The following is a 23,321-nucleotide window of genomic DNA, read 5'->3' as shown; positions in this document are numbered from 1 at the left end:
ATTTTGAATTTTGGCCCACTTCCATTTTTATGGAATATACGTATCAAATTCGTTTAAAGCAATAATACCTAATTCACGATCTTTTGGAGTTTTAAAGGTAACTTGTAAAGCACCTAAAATATCCTCACGAACTTCTAAAATTTTTAAGTTTCTTATAGAAATATTATGTAAACTAAGTGTAGAAGTAACTTCATTAATCATACCCGTTTTATCTGGAATATCAATATATAAATCATACCCAACATTCACTACACCATGTTGCTTAAGAGGTAATTGGTCTCTAAATATTTTTGCTTCGTCAAAGAATTGATATATTTGTTGTTCTTCTTCATTTTTAAGTTTAACTATCATATCCTTAATATTAGTTTGCATATCCTCTAGTAAACTAATGATATTTTGTTTATTGCTAAGTAAGATATCTTTCCACATTTCAGCATTACTACTTGCAATTCTTGTAATATCTCTAAATCCACCAGCAGCAAGCTGTTTGACTAAAGCATGATCTTTTGCATGGCTTGAACTCAAGTGTACTAAACTAGAGGCAATAATATGTGGAACATGACTGACAATCCCCGTTACGTAATCATGTTCTTTTGCATTAGTAACAATGAATTTAGCTTGTGTAGGGGAGAGCAAATCTTGTAATGTTTTAGCTGCTTGTGTATTATGTTCATCATCGTAAACTAAAATATAGTATGCATTTTCAAATAAATGCTTTTTAGAATTAAGCACACCAGATTTATGGCTACCAGCCATTGGATGTCCGCTAACAAGATGAATATTTGATTCTAATAAACGTTTTTCAAAATTTTGAATGATAAGCTTTGTACTGCCTGTGTCCGTTACAATCAAATGTGATTTGGTTTTATAATTAGGTAATGAATTTAGATATATCGCTGTTTGATGAACTGGAGTAGCAAAGATAATAATATCCGCTTCCTTGACACCAAGTGCATAATCATTAATCTTTTTATCAATTATACCAATAGACATTGCTTTATCTAGTTGAGTTACATCAGTATCATAGGCAGAAATTATAAAATCAGATTGATAAAATTTTAAATTACTAGCTAAGCTTCCACCAATTAATCCTAAACCAACAAATAAAATATTTTTCATATGAGCTCTCCTTATTTCTAAATATTCAGAATATCTATATTTTAAATTAGTCATTCATTTTAAACAATACTATTCATTAGAGTTCGCTATTTATCTAAGTTAAAATATATTTAAATTGATAAAGGGGGAAGTTGAATGGAATCAAAGATATTAGAATTAATTCAAAACTTAACTAACATTAATAGTCCTTCGGGAAATGCTTATAAAGCAATAAGTTATGTAAAACAAAAAGTAGAACATTTAGGATATTCAACTCAATTAACAAATAAAGGTGCTTTAATTATCACAGTTGAGGGTGAAGACAATGAGCGTCAACGTTGTATTACTGCTCATGTAGATACTTTAGGTGCAATGGTAAAAGAAATTAAAGAAGATGGTCGTTTAACAATCGATCTAATTGGTGGATTTAAATATAATGCGATTGAAGGAGAATATTGTCAGATTGAAACAGACTCTGGCGAAACATACACAGGGACAATATGTTTACATGAAACAAGTGTTCATGTATATCGTGAAAATGAAAAAATCCCAAGAGATATTGAACACATGGAAGTCCGTATAGACGAAAAAACGACTTCTAAGCAAGAGACAGAAGGTTTAGGAATAGAAGTAGGTAATTTTATTAGCTTTGATCCAAGAACAGAAATAACATCATCTGGATTTATTAAATCCCGACATTTAGACGACAAAGCAAGTGTAGCAATGATATTAGATTTATTAGAAAGAATAAAAAATGAACAAATTAAATTACCACATACTATTCAATTTTATATTTCTAATAATGAGGAAATAGGATATGGAGCGAATGCATCTATTTCTAATAAAATTGTAGAATTTATTGCTTTTGATATGGGAGCGCTTGGAGAGGGACAATCTTCTGACGAATATACAGTATCTATTTGTGCTAAAGATGCGTCTGGACCTTATCATAAAGAATTAAAAACACATCTAGTAAACTTATGTAAATTTAATCATATTCCGTATAAAATAGATATTTATCCTTATTATACGTCAGATGCGTCTGCAGCATTAAAAGCAGGAGCAGATATTAAACATGGGTTATTTGGAGCTGGTATTGAGTCCTCTCATGCACTGGAACGAACACATATTGATTCTATACATGCCGCTCAAAACTTATTATATGCCTATTGCTTGTCATCAATAAATTGAAATAAATATTGACAAGGAAGATTTATTTATGTATTATACTGAATTATGATAACATTTTAATAATTCTGAGAATTGAGTAGAAGATATGTGATGTAGCAAATAGAAAGCTAATGGATGATGTAAATTAGCACAGCATATGTTTGAATTGGACTTAGAAGGTGGCACCACGGTAACGCGTCCTTATCTATGGAACGTAATCGTGGTGTCTTTTTGGTATAAATATAGTAATTATTAGCTAGATAATCATAGAAAGTTAGTGGTTGATGAAAACTAACATCACTAATAATGAAATTGGGTTTATACTTATAAAAAATTAAATGAAAAATGAGTGAACTTTAAATATTTTGATAATTCAAAATATTTAGTTAATTAAGGTGGTACCGCGCGTCAGCGTCCTTTTAAATAAGGATGCTGATATTTTTTTGAGAAAGGACTAAAGCTTAATGAAAATATATTATGAAATACTTAGAGCTAATATTACACCCGAAGTATTAGGAAAGTTAAAGAAAAATAAAATTATTTTAGAAAGTACCAGTCAAAAACAAGTTAAAGGTAGATATTCTATTGTAGCATTCGAAAGCTATGGTTCTGTTGTGTTAAACAACGACTTACTAACGATAAAAACAAAAAAACAAAATATTGAAATTACTGAAAAGTCTTATGAATACTTAAAAGATTATATCAATCAATTTAATATTCAGATTACAGATGAAAAATTAAAACATTTACCATTTGTATCTGGCTTTATTGGTACATGTAGTTTTGACTTAATAAGACATGAATTTCCAATGTTAAAACAGCAATCTATACAAGAAATTAAGGACAGCAATGATATTGAATTTCACATGATAGAAGATGTATATGTATTTGATCATTATAAAGATGAATTATATGTTATTGCTACAAATCAATTCTCAGAAGTAGAACAGAAAGATTTAGAAGAAAGAGTAAAAAATAGAGTAAAGGCACTATCTCAAATTAAAGCTTATACAGATGATTATATTCATCCTCCTACGCCTTCAAATATCATGCCAAATGTATCAGATGATGAATTTATAAATACTATAAAACAATTGAAAGAACTTATAAAAGAAGGCGATATGTTTCAAGTTGTACCATCTAGAATATATAGCTACAATCATTATTTTAAAAATAATACATTGCAATTAAGTTATCAATTATACCAAAACTTAAAAAGACGTAATCCAAGTCCATATATGTACTATATTAATATGACTACACAAATTATTATAGGCAGTTCTCCAGAGAGTTTTGTAGCTGTACAAGATGGGACGGTCATTACGAATCCAATCGCTGGAACAATTAAAAGAGGTAAAACCATAAAAGAAGATAAGCAAAATGCAGAGCAATTATTGAGTGATGAAAAGGAATTAAGCGAACATCGAATGCTTGTTGATCTAGGCAGAAATGATATACATAGAGTCAGTAGAACCGGTAGTTCAAAAATTACAAAATTAATGAAAATTGAAAAATATGAACATGTCATGCATATTGTAAGCGAAGTAAGAGGTGAGATTAAGCGAGAATTATCTCCTATGACAGTAATTGCTAATTTATTACCTACAGGAACTGTTTCAGGAGCTCCAAAACTTAGAGCAATTAGGCGTATATATGAGACATATCCATATAAACGTGGCATATATAGTGGTGGTGTAGGCTACATTAATTGCAATCAGAATTTAGATTTTGCCTTAGCAATAAGAACAATGTTAATCGATGATACTACCGTGAAAGTCGAAGCAGGATGTGGGGTGGTTTATGATTCAGTACCAGAAAAAGAATTAGAAGAAACATTATTAAAAGCAAAAAGTTTATTGGAGGTAACACCATGATTTTAATCATTGATAATTATGACTCATTTACATATAACTTAGTTGATATAGTAAGTCAATTAGACGACGTCATTGTTAAATATCCAGATGATAAAGATGTGCTTAATTACGTTAACCAAAGTGATGGTCTCATCATATCTCCAGGACCTGGTCATCCTTTAGATAGTAACCATCTATTAAATATTATTGAAAGGTATAAATCTTTACCGATATTGGGCGTATGTTTAGGTGCACAAGCAATAACATGCTATTACGGTGGCCATGTTATTCAAGGTGAAAAAGTCATGCATGGTAAAGTCGATATATTAACAGTTATTCAACAAACTAAATTATATAACAACTTAGCAAATCAATTTAATATAATGCGTTACCATTCATTAATAAGTGATGAAATCTCTTTTCCATCACAATTAATAATTACTGGAAGAACAAAAGATTGCATTCAATCTTATGAAACAAAAAATGGATTACATTTTGGTATTCAATATCATCCCGAGTCGTTTGCAACAGACCAAGGACAACAAATAATTAAAAATTTTATCGATATCGTAAAGGAAAGAGGTAAATAGGATGACCTTAACATTACTCAACCAAATTCAAAGCCATGTAACACTCTCACAACATGAAACTACTGAATTTATTCAATATCTCATCAATCCAGAATGTCATACTCAAGATAAAGTAAAGTTATTACAAGCTTTCACAAATAAGTCGATACAACAAAAAGAATTAACTTATATAGTGAAAAGTCTTATTCATACGATGTATTCAACTCAACCTGAATACAAAGGAAGTATATGTGTTTGTGGAACAGGAGGAGATAAATCAAATAGTTTCAATATTTCAACGACAGTATCATTTGTAGTAGCAAGTGCAGATGTTCCAGTCATTAAACATGGAAATAAAAGCATTACATCTAATTCTGGAAGTACCGATTTATTACAACAATTACACATTCCTACTACGAAAGTAGCGAATGTAGCCAAACAAGTATCTAAAACGCATTTAGCATTTATCAGTGCTATGGAATCTTATCCAATTATGAAATATATTCAACCTATTAGAAAACTCATTCATGAACCAACTATTTTCAATATTGTCGGACCATTAATCAATCCTTTTAAATTAGATTATCAAGTAATGGGGGTATACGATGCTTCCCAATTATCCATGATTATTAAAACTATGAAAGATTTAGGACGACGAAGAGGTATCGTACTTCATGGCGCGAATAGAATGGATGAAGCAACGTTATCTGGGGATAACGAAATATATGAATTGCATGAAGATGGAACTATTTCACATTATGTTTTAAATGCACGAGATTACGGCATTGCTAATGCGAATAATATAGAACTTCAAGGTGGTACACCTGAAGAAAATAAAAACATTACCATTGATATATTAAGTGGAAAAGATCATTCCCCTAAAAGAAATGTCGTAGTGCTGAATGCAGCATTAGCCTTATATATATCAAATAGAGTGGATAGTATTAAAAAGGGTGTTGATTTAGCAAAAGATTTAATTGATAGTGGCAAAGCCTTAAAACAATATCAGTTGATGAAAGGGGAATAAAAGTGACAATATTAGATGAGATTGTACAGTATAAAAAACAATTACTAAGTGATGGGTATTATACTGATAAAATAAAACATATTAAAAAAGTTGATGTATCTTATAAGTCAGCTCTAGAAACCACTTTGAAAAGAGAATCAACATTGAGTATTATTGCAGAAATAAAATCTAAAAGTCCTTCTGTAAAAGCATTCAAGGACATTAACTTAGAGCATCAAATTGCTAAATATGAAAATCATGGAGCAAATGCTATTTCAATTTTAACCGATGAAAAATATTTTGGAGGAAGTTTTGAACGTCTACAAACGTTAACACAACTCACACATTTACCAGTATTATGTAAGGATTTTATCATTGATCCGCTTCAAATTGATCTTGCTAAGAGAGCTGGAGCTTCTATTATTTTATTAATAGTAAATATTTTAACCAATGATACACTTCAGTCTTTATATCATTATGCAATGTCTCAAAACTTAGAAGTCTTAGTTGAAGTCCATAACAAAGAAGAGTTAGAACGCGCATATCAAATTAAACCTAAAATCATTGGAGTAAATAATAGAGATTTAAAAACATTTATTACTAAAGTAGAACATACTAATGACATTTTGGAAATGAAAAAAGAAGGTTATTACTATATTTCTGAAAGTGGTATTACAACTTTAAATGATGTAAAAAAAATTGTAAGTAGTGGAATAGACGGATTACTTGTGGGAGGAGCTTTAATGAATAGTAATAATATATCATCGTTATTACCTTCATTAAAACTAAATAAAGAGAAATGAATATACTAAAATTTTGTGGTTTTAAAACAAAAAGTGATATTTTAAAAGTCAATTCCTTAGACATAGACATGATAGGTTTTATTCATTATCCAAAAAGTAAACGTCATTTAAATATAGAACAAATTAACTATTTAAATCAATTTGTAGCAAAGCACATTCATCGAGTTATAGTTGTTGTGAATCCTACATATAAAGAATTAAATACATTGTTGCAACAAACCAATGTGAATGCCATTCAATTTCATGGTAATGAAGCAATTGAATTAATCCAAAAAGTTAAATTGAATTTTAAGAATATTAAGATAATTAAAGCGTTGCCGGCTACAGAAAATTTGAATAGAGATATTAATCAATATAAGCCATGGGTGGATTTATTTATTATTGATACTCCTTCAATTCAATTGGGTGGTACGGGTCAAACGTTTAATTGGAAAATATTAGAATCAGTAAGCCAAGACATTCCTTATCTTATTGCAGGAGGAATAAACATAAATGCTATTCAACAGATTGAAAAGCTAAATTTATCACATAAAGGCTATGATATATCCAGTGGTATAGAGACAAATGAATGCAAGGATAAATTGAAAATGGAAACAATTATAAATTACGTTAAAAGGAGCTTAGAATATGAAACAGATACAAACTGAAGCAAATGAACTAGGTTTTTTTGGTGAGTACGGAGGACAATATGTACCGGAAACATTAATGCCAGCTATCATTGAATTAAAGAGAGCGTATAAAAAAGCCAAAAGTGATCCTAAATTCCAACAAGAGATAGCATATTATTTAAAGGATTATGTTGGGAGAGAAACACCATTGACTTATGCGAAATCATACACAGAAACATTAGGTGGGGCTAAAATTTATTTAAAAAGAGAAGATTTAAATCATACTGGTGCCCATAAAATCAATAATGCCATAGGTCAAGCATTGCTCGCTAAACGAATGGGTAAACATAAACTTGTTGCAGAAACGGGAGCTGGACAACACGGAGTTGCAAGTGCCACAGTGGCTGCATTATTTGATATGGAATTGATTGTTTTTATGGGAAGAGAAGACATCAAAAGGCAACAACTTAATGTATTTAGAATGGAATTATTAGGAGCTAAAGTTGAAGCTGTGGATGAAGGTCAAGGAACTTTATCTGACGCAGTTAATAAAGCGCTACAGTATTGGGTAAGTCACGTAGAAGATACACATTATCTATTAGGATCAGCTTTAGGACCGGATCCATTTCCAACAATGGTTAGAGATTTTCAGAGTGTAATTGGTCAAGAAATAAAATCACAACTATTAGAGAAGGAACATCGTTTGCCAGATGCAGTAGTTGCTTGTGTAGGAGGAGGCTCTAATGCAATAGGAACATTTTATCCTTTTATCAAAGATAATGTGAAATTATACGGGGTGGAGGCAGCTGGCAGAGGTAAGGATACTAATCAACATGCACTTGCGATAGGGAAAGGAAAGGCTGGTGTGCTTCATGGATCAAAAATGTATTTAATCCAAGATGAACATGGACAAATTGAATTGGCACATTCTATTTCAGCAGGATTAGATTACCCAGGTATTGGACCTGAACATTCATATTATCATGATATTGGAAGAGTAACCTATGAATGTGCTAGCGATGAAGAAGCAATGGAAGCACTTGTCCGCTTCACCAAAATAGAAGGTATTATCCCCGCTATAGAAAGTGCACATGCATTAAGTTATGTAGAAAAATTAGCACCTCAAATGAAACAAAACGATATATTAGTAGTGACAATATCTGGACGTGGAGATAAAGATATGGAAACGATTCAACAATATATCCAACAAAGAAAGGAGGATAAAAATGAGTAAATTATTTATTCCTTATATCATGGGTAATAGACAATTTTTAGAAAATGTAAAATTACTTGATAAAAGTGGAGCAGATATGATAGAAATTGGTATTCCATTTTCAGATCCTGTAGCTGATGGACCTATCATTATGAAAGCTGGTCATGAAGCACTTCAAAATCATATAACAATCGACTATATATTTGATGAGTTAGATAAACATCAAAACGAAATTAATTGTAAATATGTCCTAATGACATACTATAATGTTATTTTAAGTTATGGAGAAAAAGCCTTTTTTAAAAAATGCGATGATATTGGTGTTTATGGAGTAATTATTCCAGACTTACCATTTGAATTAATAGAACAATTAAAACAACAATTAAATGATAATAGAGTAGTAAAAATAATTTCATTAATAGCAATGACGGCAGATACAAATCGTATACAAAATATAGCAAAACATGCTGAAGGATTTATCTATACTGTAACGATGAATGCTACTACAGGAGAAGATGGAACGTTTCATCCAAAGCTTAAAGACCAGATAAAAATGATTAAATCTTTTACAGCTCTTCCAGTTGTAGCAGGATTTGGAATAAGAACTACAGACCATATAAAAGATTTGGTAAAAGATGTAGATGGTGTTGTTATTGGAAGTGAAATCGTTCGAAGATTTGAAAATGATGACTTAAATCAAACAGGAGAATACTTAAGGGAGATTAGACAAATTTTAAATAACTATTAGCATAGTATAAAATAAAAGTTATTTAAAGTATTCATAGCATGAAATACTTAAGAATTAGTAGCAATGTAGTATTAATTGATTTAAAATGAAATTAGATATGAATTTAAGAGCTGAAAATCATTCTTTTTCAGCTCTTATTATTTGTAGAAGATAGAAGCCAAGAATTTAAGAGCATTTAGGTTAATTGGAAGTGTATACAGGTTTATATTTTAGTTTTAACCTTATCTAGTGTATACTTATTGAGATTAGACCGATGCGTATTCACAACATATACATAAGCTAAAATTTTAAAATTAGTCAACTCAAATTAAATAAAGATTCTAAATTAGGAGTTATAGAGATAATGAAGTTTACAAATTTAACAGCTACAGAATTTGGCGATTTTACTGAAAAAATGCCATATAGCCATTTTACACAGATGACTGAAAATTATGAGTTAAAAGTTGCTGAGAAAACTGAAACTCATTTAGTAGGAATTAAAAATAAAGATAATGAAGTCATTGCTGCTTGTATGCTAACTGCTGTACCCGTTATGAAAATTTTTAAATATTTTTATTCAAATCGTGGTCCAGTCATTGATTATGAAAACAAAGAACTCGTTCACTTTTTCTTTAACGAATTAAGTAAATATTTAAAACAACAATATTGTTTATATGTACGTATAGACCCTTATTTGCCTTATCAATATCGTAATCATGATGGTGATATTACAGGAAATGCTGGGAATGATTGGTTCTTCGATAAAATGAAACAATTAGGATATCAACACGAAGGGTTTACAACAGGATTTGATCCAATATTACAAATTCGGTTCCATTCAGTTTTAAATTTAAAGGATAAAACTGCTAAAGATGTATTAAATGGAATGGATAGTTTACGAAAAAGAAATACTAAAAAAGTCCAAAAAAATGGTGTTAAAGTAAGATTTCTTACTAAAGAAGAATTACCTATTTTCAGATCATTTATGGAAGATACATCAGAGACTAAAGAATTTTCTGATAGAGAGGATAGTTTTTACTATAATCGATTTGATCATTTTAAAGATAGAGTATTAGTACCTCTCGCATATATAAAATTTGATGAATATCTTGAAGAACTTCATGCAGAACGTCAGACATTAAATAAAGACTTAAACAAAGCTCTAAAAGATATTGAAAAACGACCAGATAACAAAAAAGCACAAAATAAAAAAATAAATTTAGAACAGCAATTAAAAGCAAATGAGCAAAAAATTGATGAAGCAACACAACTTCAATTAGAACATGGTAACGAATTACCAATATCTGCTGGATTCTTCTTTATTAATCCATTTGAAGTTGTATATTATGCAGGTGGAACGTCAAATAAATATAGACACTTCGCTGGAAGTTATGCAGTTCAATGGACTATGATTAATTATGCAATTGATCATGGGATTGACCGTTATAATTTTTATGGGATTAGTGGTCATTTTACAGATGATGCTGAAGATGCAGGTGTTGTAAAATTTAAAAAAGGATTTAATGCAGATGTAATTGAATATGTTGGTGATTTCGTTAAACCTATAAATAAACCAATGTATTCACTATATACAACACTTAAAAAAATTAAAAAAAGATTGAATTAAGAGGGGAATAGTGCGAATATGAAATTTACAGAGTTAACAGTTAAAGAATATGAAACCTTCGTACAAAATCCATCATTAGAGAGTCATTACTTTCAAGTTACTGAAAATATAAAAACTAGAGAAAATGACGGATTTGAAGTTGTGTTATTAGGCGTAAAAGATGAAAGTAATAAAGTGATGGCTGCAAGTCTTTTCTCAAAAATTCCAACTATGGGAAGTTATGTATACTATTCAAATCGTGGACCGGTGATGGATTATTCCGATTTAGGTCTTGTTGATTTTTACCTAAGAGAATTAGAAAAATACCTACACCAACATCAATGTTTATATGTAAAACTTGATCCATATTGGATTTATCAAATTTATGATAAAGATATCAATCCGGTTGAAGGTCACGAAAAAAATGATGCTTTAGTTAATTTATTTAAATCACATGGTTACGAACATCATGGTTTCACTACGAAATATGATCGCTCTAGTCAAGTGAGATGGATGGGTGTAAATTATCTAAAAGGTGAAACACCTGCATCATTGAAAAAGCAGTTTGATAGTCAACGTAAAAGAAATATAAATAAAGCGATAAACTATGGAGTAAAAGTAAGATTTCTTAAAAGAGATGAACTAAACATTTTCTTAGACTTGTATCGTGAAACAGAAGCACGTACCGGTTTTGTTTCAAAAACAGATGAATATTTTTATAATTTTATAGATACATACGGCGATAAAGCATTAGTGCCATTAGCATATATTGATTTAGATGACTATATTAAATCATTGCAAACCTCTTTAAATGATAAAGAAACGCGTCGTGATCAAATGATGTCTAAAGACAATAAAAGTGACAAACAGCTGAAAAAAATTGCTGAATTAGATAAACAAATAGAACATGACCAAAAAGAGCTCTTACATGCAAGTGAATTACGTCAAACTGATGGACAAATTTTAAACTTAGCTTCTGGAGTATACTTTGCAAATGCTTATGAAGTAAACTATTTCTCAGGTGGCTCATCAGAAAAATACAATAATTATATGGGACCATACATGATGCATTGGTTTATGATGAATTATTGCTTTGACCATGGATATGATCGATATAATTTTTACGGTTTATCTGGTGATTTTACTGAAAATAGTGAAGATTATGGTGTTTATCGCTTTAAAAGAGGGTTTAATGTGTATATCGAGGAGTTAATTGGAGACTTCTATAAACCAATTAATAAACCTAAATATTGGCTATTTAAAACATTGAATCGTATACGTAAGAAGATTAAAAAATAACAATTAGAATAAAAAGCATATTGGCAATCTTGCCAGTATGCTTTTTTATAATTAGTGATAGAGACTAATTATAAATAGTGTAGGTAAATTCTAAGTTGTAAATACAAGTTGCATCCTACAAATTAATAATAGCATATCAATCATTTTTATCAATGATACATCAAAAGAAATTTATTTTTAATATTTTATAAAAAATAAATTTTATAGTGTTTTATAATTCAAATGATAAATACATAGTTATTATATCATCAAATAACTAATCTAATAGAAATCATTCCGCTTTGATTGATTTATCAAATAATTAAGAATGATTGTATGAATCGTAATGTCGACAACCATGATTCAATACTTTAGATATTGATTACCGAACTGTAGAAAAATAATAACTTTAAATAAATACTCATAAAATTATAATGCATGGGCATATGTAAATGAGTTAAGGAATATATTAAAACTTTAAATATCTGTATTTTGTTAAAAAGCTTAAATTGAAGATATTCATATAAAAATACAGATTTCAACAATTTAGTTTACATAATATATATTATAGGAAGTTATGTATATAACAATTAGGGGACCTATTCTATTTTAATGACACTGCAATGATATATTTTAATTATAATCTTGTGGTTAACATTGATCTATCTAAAATGATTGACTTAGTTATAATTTGTTAGGATAAAAATCATATACATAATATATAATGTATCAAACACTAATATGAATTTAGTGTTTGATATTTATGACACAATATATTTTGATAATGAATATAATAATGAATCAATTATTGAATGCTTATTTAGTTTACATAATGTAAGATATCAAATTATTTTTGCAGATAAATAATTTATTACCTGTTCTACCTTATCAATTTACGGTCTATCGATGATATTGGAACCATGATTTATAATAACAATTATTTTAAAGAATGACTTTTATATCATAAAAAATGATCCATTCTTATAAGTTTGATTATCGTTTATTAAGACGATTTTACTAAATATACCTTTTCGGTATTATGAGCAGTATACCCTTTTAAAAAATCATCGAATAATCAATAAGGCACTTATTTCAAGTCTAATACACGTATTAAAGAAATCGCCACCAATCTACTTTAAATAATAAAGTGATAAAGGATATGAAAGCAATAAAAAATCACCAAGTATATCAATTTGAAGCTAACGCTTGGTATTTTAGTGAAGGTGGTATTGAAACAACTATTCATCAATTAAACAAAATTGAAAAAACCTTAAAAAAATAATCATGTTATACACCATTAATAATATAAATGGGAGTGGAATAACGAATTCAAAAAGAATTCTATCCTACTCCCTTATACTTATCTTCTATCACGACGATGATACATGTACTCGTCGTTATCATATTTTTTCATCTCTTTTTCCAATTGCTTTTCTTTACGTTCTCGGCGCCATCCTCTTGTAAAATACCATAAAAGGAAACTAATCATTAAACTTATAATGGCAAGAAAAGCGGCATAGCCTAATAAAGGCTGGAACGTTATATTATAAAAATTAGGAATAAAGAAAGCTAATACTGCTAAAACAACGAAGGTAATTACTGCTGCTGAAAACCATTTTTTCAATACTAATGTACAAAAGACAGTTAATATCATCATTGCTACGATTGTGATCCAAAGATAATTTGGCATATCAAATATCGTCATAAAAAACGCCTCAACTTTTATATTTTATAATATGTAATATACAATACTTTTATAAATAATTATACCTTCTTAATTATTAAAATGACTCAGACTAAAGGCTTAAAACTGAGTTTACAAATAATATTATGTATAATATATATGAGACTAACTATTTAGGAGTGAATAAAATGAACACAGGCTTACCACTCAGAAAACATGTTCCAGATAATGAAAAATGGAATTTAGAAGATTTATTTACAAATGATGAAGCATTTTATAATACTTTAAATGGTGTATTAGAGAAATCCGCTCAATTTAATCAAAAATATAAAAATAATTTATCAGAAACTAAAATTATTCTAGATGCGCTTAAAGAATATGAAGACTTACTTATACAATTTGATCGATTAGGTAATTATGCTGAACTTAGATTAAGCGTCGATACTACAAACGAATTAGCGCAAACGTTAAATGCCAAACTATCAACATCTTATGGTAAGATATCTAGTTTATTATCATTTGTTGAATCTGAAATAATGATACTCTCTGATGATAAATTAAAAGAGCTAAAAGAGCAGTTCAATAGTCCTCATTATCTAGAAAAATTAATAAAACGTAAACCTTATCAATTATCTTCAGAAGTTGAAGAAGTGCTTGCTAGTTTGTCACCTACTTTTCAAAGTGCTTATGAACTCTATGGAACAACTAAAATGCTTGATATTGCGTTTGAATCGTTTGAACATAATCATGAAACGTATCCTTTAGATTATGCAACTTTTGAAAACGAATATGAAGACAGTTCAGATCCAGAGTTTAGACGTAAAAGTTTCGAAGCTTTTAGTAATGCATTACGTAAATATCAACACACAACAGCTGCAACATATAATCAACATGTACAACAAGAAAAAATTGAGGCTAATTTAAGAGGCTATGATTCTGTTATAGATTATTTACTACAAGAACAAGAAGTTACACGTGAAATGTATGATAGACAAATTGATGTCATCATGAGTGATTTAGCACCTGTGATGCAAAAATATGCTAAAATACTGCAAAGAATTCATAACTTAGATAAAATGCGATTTGAAGATTTAAAAATATCAGTTGATCCAAGTTATGAACCAGATATTTCAATAGAAGACTCAAAACAATATATTCACGGTGCTTTAGGTGTTTTAGGCGATGACTATATTAAAATGGTTGATAATGCTTATAATCATCAATGGATTGATTTTGCTCAAAATAAAGGTAAAGATACTGGCGCGTATTGTGCTAGCCCTTATTTTACGCATTCATATGTATTTATTTCATGGACAGGTAAAATGGCAGAAACCTTCGTATTAGCGCATGAATTGGGTCACGCTGGTCATTTTACATTGTCACAAAAACATCAACATTTATTAGATTCAGAAGCATCTATGTATTTTGTAGAAGCGCCTTCTACAATGAATGAAATGCTGATGGCAAACTACTTATTTAGTAATAGTAATGATGCTCGTTTTAAACGATGGGTGATTGGCTCAATTATATCTCGCACATATTATCATAATATGGTTACGCATTTACTAGAAGCAGCATATCAAAGAGAAGTATATAAAAAAGTTGATAACGGTGAATCTTTAACAGCACCGGTTCTTAATAAGTTAATGAGAAACGTTTATGAACAATTCTTTGGTGATGCGGTTGAACTTACTGATGGGATGGAATTAACTTGGATGAGACAACCACATTATTATATGGGATTATATTCATATACGTATTCAGCTGGATTAACTATTGGCACAGTGGTCTCTCAAAAAATTAAAAAAGAAGGACAAAAAGCAGTCGATGCATGGTTAGAAACGTTAAAAGCTGGAGGAAGTAAAAATCCAGTTGAACTTGCAAAAGTAGCAGGCGTTGATATAACAACAAATGCCCCACTTAAATCTACTATTGCGTATATTTCAGAATTAGTAGATGAAGTAGAAATACTTACAAATGAAATCGAACATAATTAATGTATTATAAAGGAGTGAGACACTATTCAAAATGAATAGTGTCTCACTCCTTTACTTTGATTTTTTTAGTTTGAATAAAACTATCAACTATAAAGTAGTTTAACGATCATATTTATCAAAATGTTCACCAGTAAAGTAATAATAAACACTTTCTGCTATATTTCTTACATGATCCCCTACTCTTTCTAAGTTACGTGCAGCTAAATGAGCTTGTCCAGCTACAAACGGATCATTATCAATTAGATAAGTTGTGTTAACAATATTCACGTATAAATCGTCAATATCTTTATCACGTTCGATAATTTCTTTAATCAATGTTAAATCTTCATTTTTAACAGCAGTATTTAAGTCTTCTAACATTAATAATGCAAGTTTACCCATTGTTTTTAAACGTGTTAAGACATAATGATCTGTAATTTTTACTCTTAGTCGAATATGAGCGATATTTGCAGCATTATCCCCCATTCTTTCAAAATCAGTAGAAATTTTTAAAGCTGCCATCATCATTCTTAAATCAGTAGCAATTGGTTGTTGTTTCGTAATTAACATGATTACTTGTTCGTTAATGTCATAATCAAATTTGTTAATTTCTTTATCTTTTTCAATGACGTGTCTAGCAAAGTTTCTATCATCTTCACTCAATGATTCAATAGCATTGTTAACATTTGAATAAACACGAAGACCAAGACGACGAAGTTCTTTAATTAAATCGTCCAATTGGCCTTCATATTTTTGTCTAATAATTTTCATTAAGCATTAACCGAAACGACCAGAAATATAATCTTCTGTTTGTTTGTCTGAAGGATTAGAGAAGATTTTATCAGTATCGTCATATTCATTTACATAACCATTAAGGAAGAATGCTGTTTTATCAGAAACACGTGCAGCTTGTTGCATGTTGTGTGTAACCATAATGATAGAATAATTTTCTTTTAATTCTTGAACCAGTTCTTCAACTCTTAAAGTAGAGATAGGATCTAATGCAGACGTAGGTTCATCCATTAAAATAACATCTGGTTCAATTGCTAAACATCTAGCAATACAGACACGTTGTTGTTGTCCCCCTGATAATCCATACGCATTTGTATGTAATCTGTCTTTTAATTCATCCCAAATTGCAGCACCACGTAATGACTTTTCAACAATTTCATCAAGTAATTTTTTATCTTTAATACCATGGATTTTTGGACCATAAGTAATATTATCATAAATTGATTTAGGAAACGGATTTGGTTGTTGGAATACCATTCCTACATTCGTTCTTAGTTTTTCTTTTGAATAGTTGCTATCAAAAATATTTTGTCCTCTGTATAAAATTTTACCCGCAGTTTTAACTGATGGTACTAATTCAACCATACGATTTAATGTTTTAATATACGTTGATTTACCACAGCCAGAAGGTCCGATAATAGCAGTGACATTATTTTCTAAGATATCTAAATTGATGTTTTGTAAAGCATGATTTTCACCATACCATAAATCTAAATTTTGAGTTGAATAAACTACTTTTCTTTCACTGTCAGGTTTAATATCTTTTTTATTTTCATTATTAGTTGTTACAATTGTTGTCTTTTGCGACTGATTGTCGTTATGTTGTTGTGTGTCGTTTGTTGGATGAGTGTGATTTGAGCGTTGATCAACAACATCATTTGTATGTTGTTCAACGTTCTTTTTCTTTTCATCTACATTGATTTTTGCCATATATAAAACTCCTTTTATTTTAAGAGAGAAAGCAGAAACCTTTCTCTCTATCCCAAATAACTTTAATAATAAAATGCTTAATATTTTCTAGAAAATTTATTACGTAAGAAAATTGCTAAACCGTTCATTAATAATAAGATAACAAGTAATACGATAATACCTGCTGATGCCACGTTTTGGAATTCAGCTTGTGGCATTTTAGCCCAAGTATAAATTTGAGTTGGTAAAGCAGTAAACATTGAGAATAAACCAGATGGTACTGCTAAGAAAATAGTCGGAATACCGATTAAGATTAATGGTGCTGTTTCACCTAATGCACGTGAAAGTGATAAAATAAATCCCGTTAAAATACCAGGTAAAGCAGCGGGTAAAACCACTTTTCTAATTGTTTGCCATTTATTTCCACCTAGACCATAAGATGCTTCTCTTACAGAATTAGGTACGGCACGAATCGCTTCCTGACTTGAAACGATAATAATCGGTAAGATAAGTAATGACATTGTTAAAGCAGCAGCGATAACAGTATTTCCTAAAGATAATGATTCAATACCAGCGCCACGTACAAATAATGTTAAACCTAATAAACCAAATACAATTGAAGGGACACCAGCTAAGTTAGAAATACAAATTTTAACGAAACTTGTAAACATATTATCGCGTGCGTATTCTTCAAGATAAATTGCTGTACCAACACCTAAGATAATAGAAATTGGGATAATAGTAATCATTAACCATAATGTACCAGCTAATGCGCCTTTAATCCCAGCTTGTGATGGTGTTGAAGATGAGAAACTTGTAAAGAATTCAGGTGTTAAATGTCCTACACCTTTTACAAGTGTTTGAATCAGTAGTGCGGCAAGAACGATTAAAGCAAATACAATACATGCAAAGAATAGCCATTTATTAAGACTATTTTTTTTATCACGACTAGATAGATTTTTTTCGACTTTATTTTTGTCAACTAAACCTTTAGCTCTTGGATCAGTCGTTGCTGTCATATTAATACTCCTCTCTATAACGCTTAGATATCCAGTATGAAATTAAGTTCATAATTAATGTGAAAATGAATAATGTGAAGCCAACTGCATAAATACTATAGTAAATATCTGAACCGAATGTCGCATCACCTGTAGCAATTTCAACAATATAACCTGTCATTGTTTGAATAGAGCTTGTTAATGTTAAAGATGATGTCGGTGAACTACCTGCAGCTAATGATACGATCATTGTTTCACCAATAGCACGAGAAATACCAAGTACAATTGAAGCAATTACACCAGAAGCGGCAGCTGGTAATACGACTTTAGTTGCCACTTCAAATTTAGTTGAACCTAAACCAAAAGCACCTTCCCGCATTTTATTAGGTACAGAAGCCATTGCATCTTCACTCATACTTGTAATAATTGGAACAATCATTATTCCAACTACGATACCAGGACTGATAGAGTTAAAACTATCGAGTTGAGGTATAAATGTTCTTAATAAAGGTGTTACAAAAGTTAAAGCAAAGAAACCGAATACGATAGTTGGAATACCAGCTAAGATTTCAAGAATAGGTTTAATAATACGTCTTGCTTTATCGCTTGCATATTCACTTAAGTAGATTGCAGCCCCTAATCCGATAGGAACAGCCACTAAAGTACCAATGAAAGTGATTTTTAAAGTACCAAGAATTAAAGCCCAAATACCATATTTAGGATCAGAACTTGTAGGGCTCCAATCTTTAGTAAAAAGAAACTCAGTAATTGAAACACGTGTAAAGAATGTGATTGTTTCAGTGATTAACGTAAATAGTATACCGATAGTTGTTAAAATAGAGATGGCAGCAATAATTCCTAAAATAATTGGCACGATTTTATCAGAAAATCCACCTTTTTTAGCGTTATTTTTAGCTATCATCTCTCTAACATTAGTGTTAGAAGCCATATGTAACCCTCTCTTTTTATTTCTCCCAATAGATTTTAAAAAAGAGCAGGAAATTATCAGGTAACGAATGAGTTCAAATTAATTTAAAACACTTTAACAATCACCCATGTATATATCCTGAACAACTCATGTAACATTTACATGAGTTGTTAATTCCCAGCCCTTTATATTAATAATGATTATTATTTGTCAGAATCTTTTTTGTATTTATCTAATTCTTTAATTTCATCTTTATAAACTTTGCTTGGTGAAGCAACGTATCCAGCATCTTCAGCTGATTTACCTTTATCATCTAAAGTGAATTTCAAGAATTCTCTCATAACATCATTATCTTCTAATGATTTTTCTTTAACATATAAGAATAATGGTCTACTTAAAGGATAAGAACCATCTTGGATAGTCTTTTTAGTAGGTTCTACAGATTTACCATCGTCACCTTTAATTTTAACTTCTTTTAATTTATCTTTATTTTGTTTATAGAAGTTATAACCGAAGTAACCAATACTTTCTTTGTTTTTCTCAACTGATTGAACGATAACGTTAGTATCTCCATTTTTTTGAGCTTTGATATCTTGTTTATCCATAACTTCTTCTTCCCAGAAGTCATAAGTACCATGACTTGAGTTTGGAGAGAAAGCTTTGATTTCTTTGTTAGGCCAGCTAGAATCTACATCTTTCCAAGTTTTAGCTTCGCCACTGTAGATTTTTTTCAATTGATCTTTAGATAATTCTTTTACAAAGTCATTATCTTTATTAACAGCAACAGTTACACCATCTTGTGCAATTTTAAATTCTTTATATTTAATGTTTTTGTCTTCTAATTTTTGTTTTTCTTCATCTTTGATAGGTCTAGAAGCTTGTGAGAAGTCTGTTTCACCAGCGATGAATTTTTCAAAACCAGCACCAGTACCTGCTTGACCAGATGAAATAGTTGCGCTTGGATGATCTTTAGCCCATTTTTCATTTAATTTTTCAACGATTGGAGCAACAGTAGATGAACCTTCACCTTTTGCAGAACCTTCAAGGTCTTTTCCATCTCCTGAACCACTGCCGCCACTATTTCCACCGCCACATGCGCCTAAAAGAACAGTAGCACCTAAAACAGTTGTACCAACTAATTGCCATTTCTTCATTAAAACATCCTCCTAATTATAGATAACCCAAAATGTTATATGTATTTCTTACAATGCTTATATTACATACTTTTTGTTAATGTAAAATAGAGTAATTGTAAATATTTTGTTAATTTATCAAAAAACTTATGTTTTATATAAATAAAACCCATAAAAAAACCATCGAAAGTGTTACCTTTCAATGGTTTTGAACTATCTATATAATATAGAAGAAACTCGTTTTTCATGAACTCATTATTCTTGAATAAGGGTTTTACCTTTTTTAGTTAATGTAATTTTTCCAGTTTCAATATTTATAATTTTTCTTTTATATAAATGACCAATTGCACGTTTAAATGAACCTTTACTCATGTTGAATACTTCTTTAATTGCTTCCGGACTTGATTTATCCCAAAATGGAAGTTCACCATCATACTCTACTAACAAATCAAAGATGACTTGACCATCTTCATCTAAACGTTCATGTGCGAGTGGTAAGAATGAACCGTTCAATTCACCTTTTTCATTATGCCCGATAATACGTACTTCTACAGCTTCGCCTAGTCTTGGCTCATGTTTACGTTCAGACTCATGTACAAATACTTTGTAACCATCCTCAGTTAATAAAAAAGTACCGATACGTAATAAACGATAAGGTCTTGCTTTTAATACTTGATTTTGCATATCATCATTAGATACAGGTGTAAACATTTTTTCCACAATTGTTTCACTAGCTAAACGCGCGAACATTTGATGATCTCTATCGATTCTTAATGTGACTAATACATAATCTCCTGATTGAGGCCATAACGATTTAACTTTAGGTAAATCTTCCCATGGAATAAGCACTTCTCTTGGTAAACCAACATCTACTCTTGCACCATCTCTATCTGTTTTTAATACTTTTGCAAAATCATATTTATCTTTTGTAATATCAGGCATATTTTGAGTGGCAAATAATTCACCTGAACGGTTTGGATAAATGAAGAAACTATATTCTTCTCCAATTTCGAATTCATCTTCCTCATTGATTTCTGACTGATTTAACTTCACTTGTTCACCATTTGGACCTTTTAATAAATAAGTAGAGCCTTCCAATCCAAGAACTTCTAGAAATTCAATTGAACCAACGATATCTTTGTCTAATGCCATAGTTGTCTCCTTTAAGCAGTGTATTTCTAAGTATTATAACATGAGTTTTGTAAAGTATCATTGACATAAATGATATAAGGTCGAATATAGGAACATTATATGATATAATTTTTTGCGTTAGATAAACGATGAATAAAGGAGTAAATGAATGTTACAAGTTACGGATGTAAGTTTACGTTTTGGTGATCGTAAACTATTTGAAGATGTAAATATTAAATTTACTGAAGGTAATTGTTATGGACTTATCGGTGCGAATGGTGCAGGTAAATCTACTTTCTTAAAAATCTTATCTGGAGAAATTGATTCACAAACGGGTCATGTTTCTCTTGGAAAAGATGAACGTTTAGCAGTATTAAAACAAGATCACTTTGCTTATGAAGATGAACGTGTATTAGATGTAGTTATAAAAGGTCATGAACGTCTATTTGAAGTGATGAAAGAGAAAGACGAAATTTATATGAAACCTGACTTCAGTGATGAAGATGGCATTCGTGCAGCTGAATTAGAAGGTGAATTTGCTGAAATGAATGGATGGAATGCCGAAGCAGATGCAGCTTCCCTACTATCAGGACTTGGTATTACCCCAGATTTACATGATAAGCAAATGTCAGAGTTAGAAAATAATCAAAAAGTAAAAGTATTATTGGCACAAAGTTTATTTGGAGATCCAGATGTTTTATTACTCGATGAGCCTACCAATGGTCTTGATATTCCTGCCATCAGTTGGTTAGAAGATTTCTTAATTAACTTTGAAAATACTGTCATTGTCGTATCTCATGATCGTCATTTTTTAAATAATGTATGTACACATATTGCAGATTTAGATTTTGGCAAAATCAAAGTCTATGTTGGTAACTATGATTTTTGGTATCAATCAAGTCAACTTGCTCAAAAAATGGCTCAAGAACAAAACAAGAAAAAAGAAGAAAAAATTAAAGAATTACAAGACTTCATTGCTCGTTTCTCTGCGAATGCGTCAAAATCAAAACAAGCAACTAGTCGTAAGAAGCAATTAGAGAAAATTGAACTTGATGATATTCAACCATCTTCAAGACGTTATCCTTATGTGAAATTCACCCCAGAAAGAGAAATTGGTAACGATTTATTAGTAGTTGATGGTATCTCAAAAACAATTGATGGTGAAAAAGTTTTAGATAATATTTCATTCACTATGAATCCAAATGATAAAGCTATTTTAATTGGCGATAGTGAAATTGCTAAAACTACCCTATTAAAAATACTTGCTGGTGAAATGGAACCAGATGAAGGTTCATTTAAATGGGGAGTGACAACTTCATTAAGCTATTTCCCTAAAGATAATTCTGATTTCTTCGAAGGCGTAGATATGAATTTAGTTGAATGGTTACGTCAATATGCTCCTGAAGATGAACAAACTGAAACATTTTTACGTGGCTTCTTAGGACGTATGCTATTTAGCGGTGAAGAAGTTAAGAAAAAAGCAAGTGTATTATCAGGTGGAGAGAAAGTACGTTGTATGTTAAGTAAAATGATGCTTTCAAGTGCCAATGTTTTACTACTTGATGAGCCAACGAATCATCTTGATTTAGAAAGCATTACAGCTGTTAATGATGGATTAGCTTCATTCAAAGGATCAATTATCTTTACTTCATATGATTTTGAATTTATTAATACAATCGCTAATCGTGTGATTGACTTAAACCAACCAGGTAGTTTATCTAAAGAATTGCCATATGAAGAATATCTAAAAGAAATTGGTGTGTTACAAAAATAAAATAACAGGATTTTAATAAGTTATCTTCTATTTTTAAAATTTAAAATATGCATAAAACTGTCGAT

Annotated in this window: 20 protein-coding genes and 1 pseudogene; 13 read left to right on the top strand and 8 right to left on the bottom strand. The window is 30.2% G+C overall.

Annotated elements, in window-relative coordinates:
* Nucleotides 1–27 precede the first annotated feature (27 nt).
* Nucleotides 28–1,119: a prephenate dehydrogenase gene (locus NST64_RS06915; RefSeq protein WP_002455366.1), complete on the bottom strand. Its 1,092-nt coding sequence runs from the start codon at nt 1,117–1,119 to the stop codon at nt 28–30.
* Between the two features lie 135 nt (nt 1,120–1,254).
* On the opposite strand from NST64_RS06915, the gene NST64_RS06910 reads away from it, so the two are divergent.
* The 11 genes and pseudogenes from NST64_RS06910 to NST64_RS06860 form a co-directional block, all read left to right on the top strand.
* Nucleotides 1,255–2,289 (top strand): M42 family metallopeptidase, encoded by a 1,035-nt coding sequence (locus NST64_RS06910; protein WP_002455365.1) that lies wholly within the window; start codon nt 1,255–1,257, stop codon nt 2,287–2,289.
* 443 nt (nt 2,290–2,732) lie between these two features.
* Nucleotides 2,733–4,142, top strand: coding sequence for an anthranilate synthase component I (locus NST64_RS06905; RefSeq protein WP_340731106.1), 1,410 nt, complete (start codon nt 2,733–2,735; stop codon nt 4,140–4,142).
* Nucleotides 4,139–4,711 carry an anthranilate synthase component II gene (locus NST64_RS06900; RefSeq protein WP_049417589.1) on the top strand — a complete coding sequence of 191 codons (573 nt, stop codon included), beginning with the start codon at nt 4,139–4,141 and terminating at the stop codon, nt 4,709–4,711. The genes NST64_RS06905 and NST64_RS06900 overlap by 4 nt, the downstream gene beginning before the upstream one ends.
* Nucleotide 4,712: 1 nt before the next feature.
* A complete protein-coding gene (gene trpD / locus NST64_RS06895) occupies nt 4,713–5,717 on the top strand; it encodes an anthranilate phosphoribosyltransferase (RefSeq protein ID WP_049417590.1) in 1,005 nt (334 codons plus the stop codon).
* 2 nt (nt 5,718–5,719) lie between these two features.
* Complete coding sequence (trpC, locus tag NST64_RS06890) at nt 5,720–6,499, top strand: indole-3-glycerol phosphate synthase TrpC (protein ID WP_002449783.1); 780 nt, start codon at nt 5,720–5,722, stop codon at nt 6,497–6,499.
* A complete protein-coding gene (locus NST64_RS06885) occupies nt 6,496–7,146 on the top strand; it encodes a phosphoribosylanthranilate isomerase (protein ID WP_002449778.1) in 651 nt (216 codons plus the stop codon). The genes trpC and NST64_RS06885 overlap by 4 nt, the downstream gene beginning before the upstream one ends.
* A complete protein-coding gene (trpB, locus tag NST64_RS06880) occupies nt 7,127–8,341 on the top strand; it encodes a tryptophan synthase subunit beta (RefSeq protein WP_002449727.1) in 1,215 nt (404 codons plus the stop codon). The genes NST64_RS06885 and trpB overlap by 20 nt, the downstream gene beginning before the upstream one ends.
* Entirely contained in the window at nt 8,334–9,068 is a 735-nt protein-coding gene (gene trpA, locus NST64_RS06875) for a tryptophan synthase subunit alpha (RefSeq protein WP_049336298.1), read from the top strand. Before trpB ends, trpA begins: the two co-directional genes overlap by 8 nt.
* Before the next feature lie 343 nt (nt 9,069–9,411).
* Complete coding sequence (locus tag NST64_RS06870; RefSeq protein ID WP_002449721.1) at nt 9,412–10,674, top strand: aminoacyltransferase; 1,263 nt, start codon at nt 9,412–9,414, stop codon at nt 10,672–10,674.
* An 18-nt stretch (nt 10,675–10,692) separates the two neighbouring features.
* On the top strand, nt 10,693–11,952 hold the full coding sequence (locus NST64_RS06865) for an aminoacyltransferase (protein ID WP_049417592.1): 1,260 nt from the start codon (nt 10,693–10,695) through the stop codon (nt 11,950–11,952).
* Between the two features lie 1,108 nt (nt 11,953–13,060).
* Nucleotides 13,061–13,213: pseudogene (locus tag NST64_RS06860) on the top strand (transferrin-binding protein); the annotation flags it as partial.
* Nucleotides 13,214–13,291: 78 nt separating this feature from the next.
* Here the strand turns inward: NST64_RS06860 and NST64_RS06855 are convergent.
* Complete coding sequence (locus NST64_RS06855) at nt 13,292–13,636, bottom strand: hypothetical protein (protein WP_107632401.1); 345 nt, start codon at nt 13,634–13,636, stop codon at nt 13,292–13,294.
* 167 nt (nt 13,637–13,803) lie between these two features.
* Here NST64_RS06855 and pepF point away from each other — a divergent pair, with 167 nt between their 5' ends.
* Nucleotides 13,804–15,612: an oligoendopeptidase F gene (pepF, locus tag NST64_RS06850; protein WP_077700468.1), complete on the top strand. Its 1,809-nt coding sequence runs from the start codon at nt 13,804–13,806 to the stop codon at nt 15,610–15,612.
* 99 nt (nt 15,613–15,711) lie between these two features.
* Here pepF and phoU read toward each other — a convergent pair whose 3' ends face one another.
* The 6 genes from phoU to cvfB all read right to left on the bottom strand — a co-directional run bounded on the left by phoU (nt 15,712) and on the right by cvfB (nt 21,503).
* Nucleotides 15,712–16,362, bottom strand: a complete 651-nt coding sequence (gene phoU / locus NST64_RS06845) for a phosphate signaling complex protein PhoU (protein WP_002455359.1) — start codon at nt 16,360–16,362, stop codon at nt 15,712–15,714.
* 6 nt (nt 16,363–16,368) lie between these two features.
* Nucleotides 16,369–17,313 (bottom strand): phosphate ABC transporter ATP-binding protein PstB, encoded by a 945-nt coding sequence (gene pstB / locus NST64_RS06840; protein WP_049430864.1) that lies wholly within the window; start codon nt 17,311–17,313, stop codon nt 16,369–16,371.
* A gap of 77 nt (nt 17,314–17,390) precedes the next feature.
* Nucleotides 17,391–18,311, bottom strand: coding sequence for a phosphate ABC transporter permease PstA (pstA, locus tag NST64_RS06835; protein ID WP_002449903.1), 921 nt, complete (start codon nt 18,309–18,311; stop codon nt 17,391–17,393).
* A 1-nt stretch (nt 18,312) separates the two neighbouring features.
* A complete protein-coding gene (gene pstC, locus NST64_RS06830; protein ID WP_002449801.1) occupies nt 18,313–19,239 on the bottom strand; it encodes a phosphate ABC transporter permease subunit PstC in 927 nt (308 codons plus the stop codon).
* Between the two features lie 182 nt (nt 19,240–19,421).
* Nucleotides 19,422–20,372 (bottom strand): PstS family phosphate ABC transporter substrate-binding protein, encoded by a 951-nt coding sequence (locus NST64_RS06825; protein ID WP_002449750.1) that lies wholly within the window; start codon nt 20,370–20,372, stop codon nt 19,422–19,424.
* A gap of 234 nt (nt 20,373–20,606) precedes the next feature.
* Nucleotides 20,607–21,503, bottom strand: coding sequence for an RNA-binding virulence regulatory protein CvfB (gene cvfB / locus NST64_RS06820; RefSeq protein ID WP_002449860.1), 897 nt, complete (start codon nt 21,501–21,503; stop codon nt 20,607–20,609).
* Nucleotides 21,504–21,651: 148 nt separating this feature from the next.
* Here cvfB and NST64_RS06815 point away from each other — a divergent pair, with 148 nt between their 5' ends.
* Nucleotides 21,652–23,256 carry an ABC-F family ATP-binding cassette domain-containing protein gene (locus NST64_RS06815; protein ID WP_002449802.1) on the top strand — a complete coding sequence of 535 codons (1,605 nt, stop codon included), beginning with the start codon at nt 21,652–21,654 and terminating at the stop codon, nt 23,254–23,256.
* Nucleotides 23,257–23,321 lie beyond the last annotated feature (65 nt).

The organism is Staphylococcus sp. FSL W8-1268 (genome assembly GCF_038003965.1).
In the GTDB taxonomy this organism is placed as follows: domain Bacteria; phylum Bacillota; class Bacilli; order Staphylococcales; family Staphylococcaceae; genus Staphylococcus; species Staphylococcus hominis.
The sequence above is the reverse complement of the archived record's forward strand: the minus strand, read 5'-3'. Positions and strand labels throughout refer to the sequence as shown.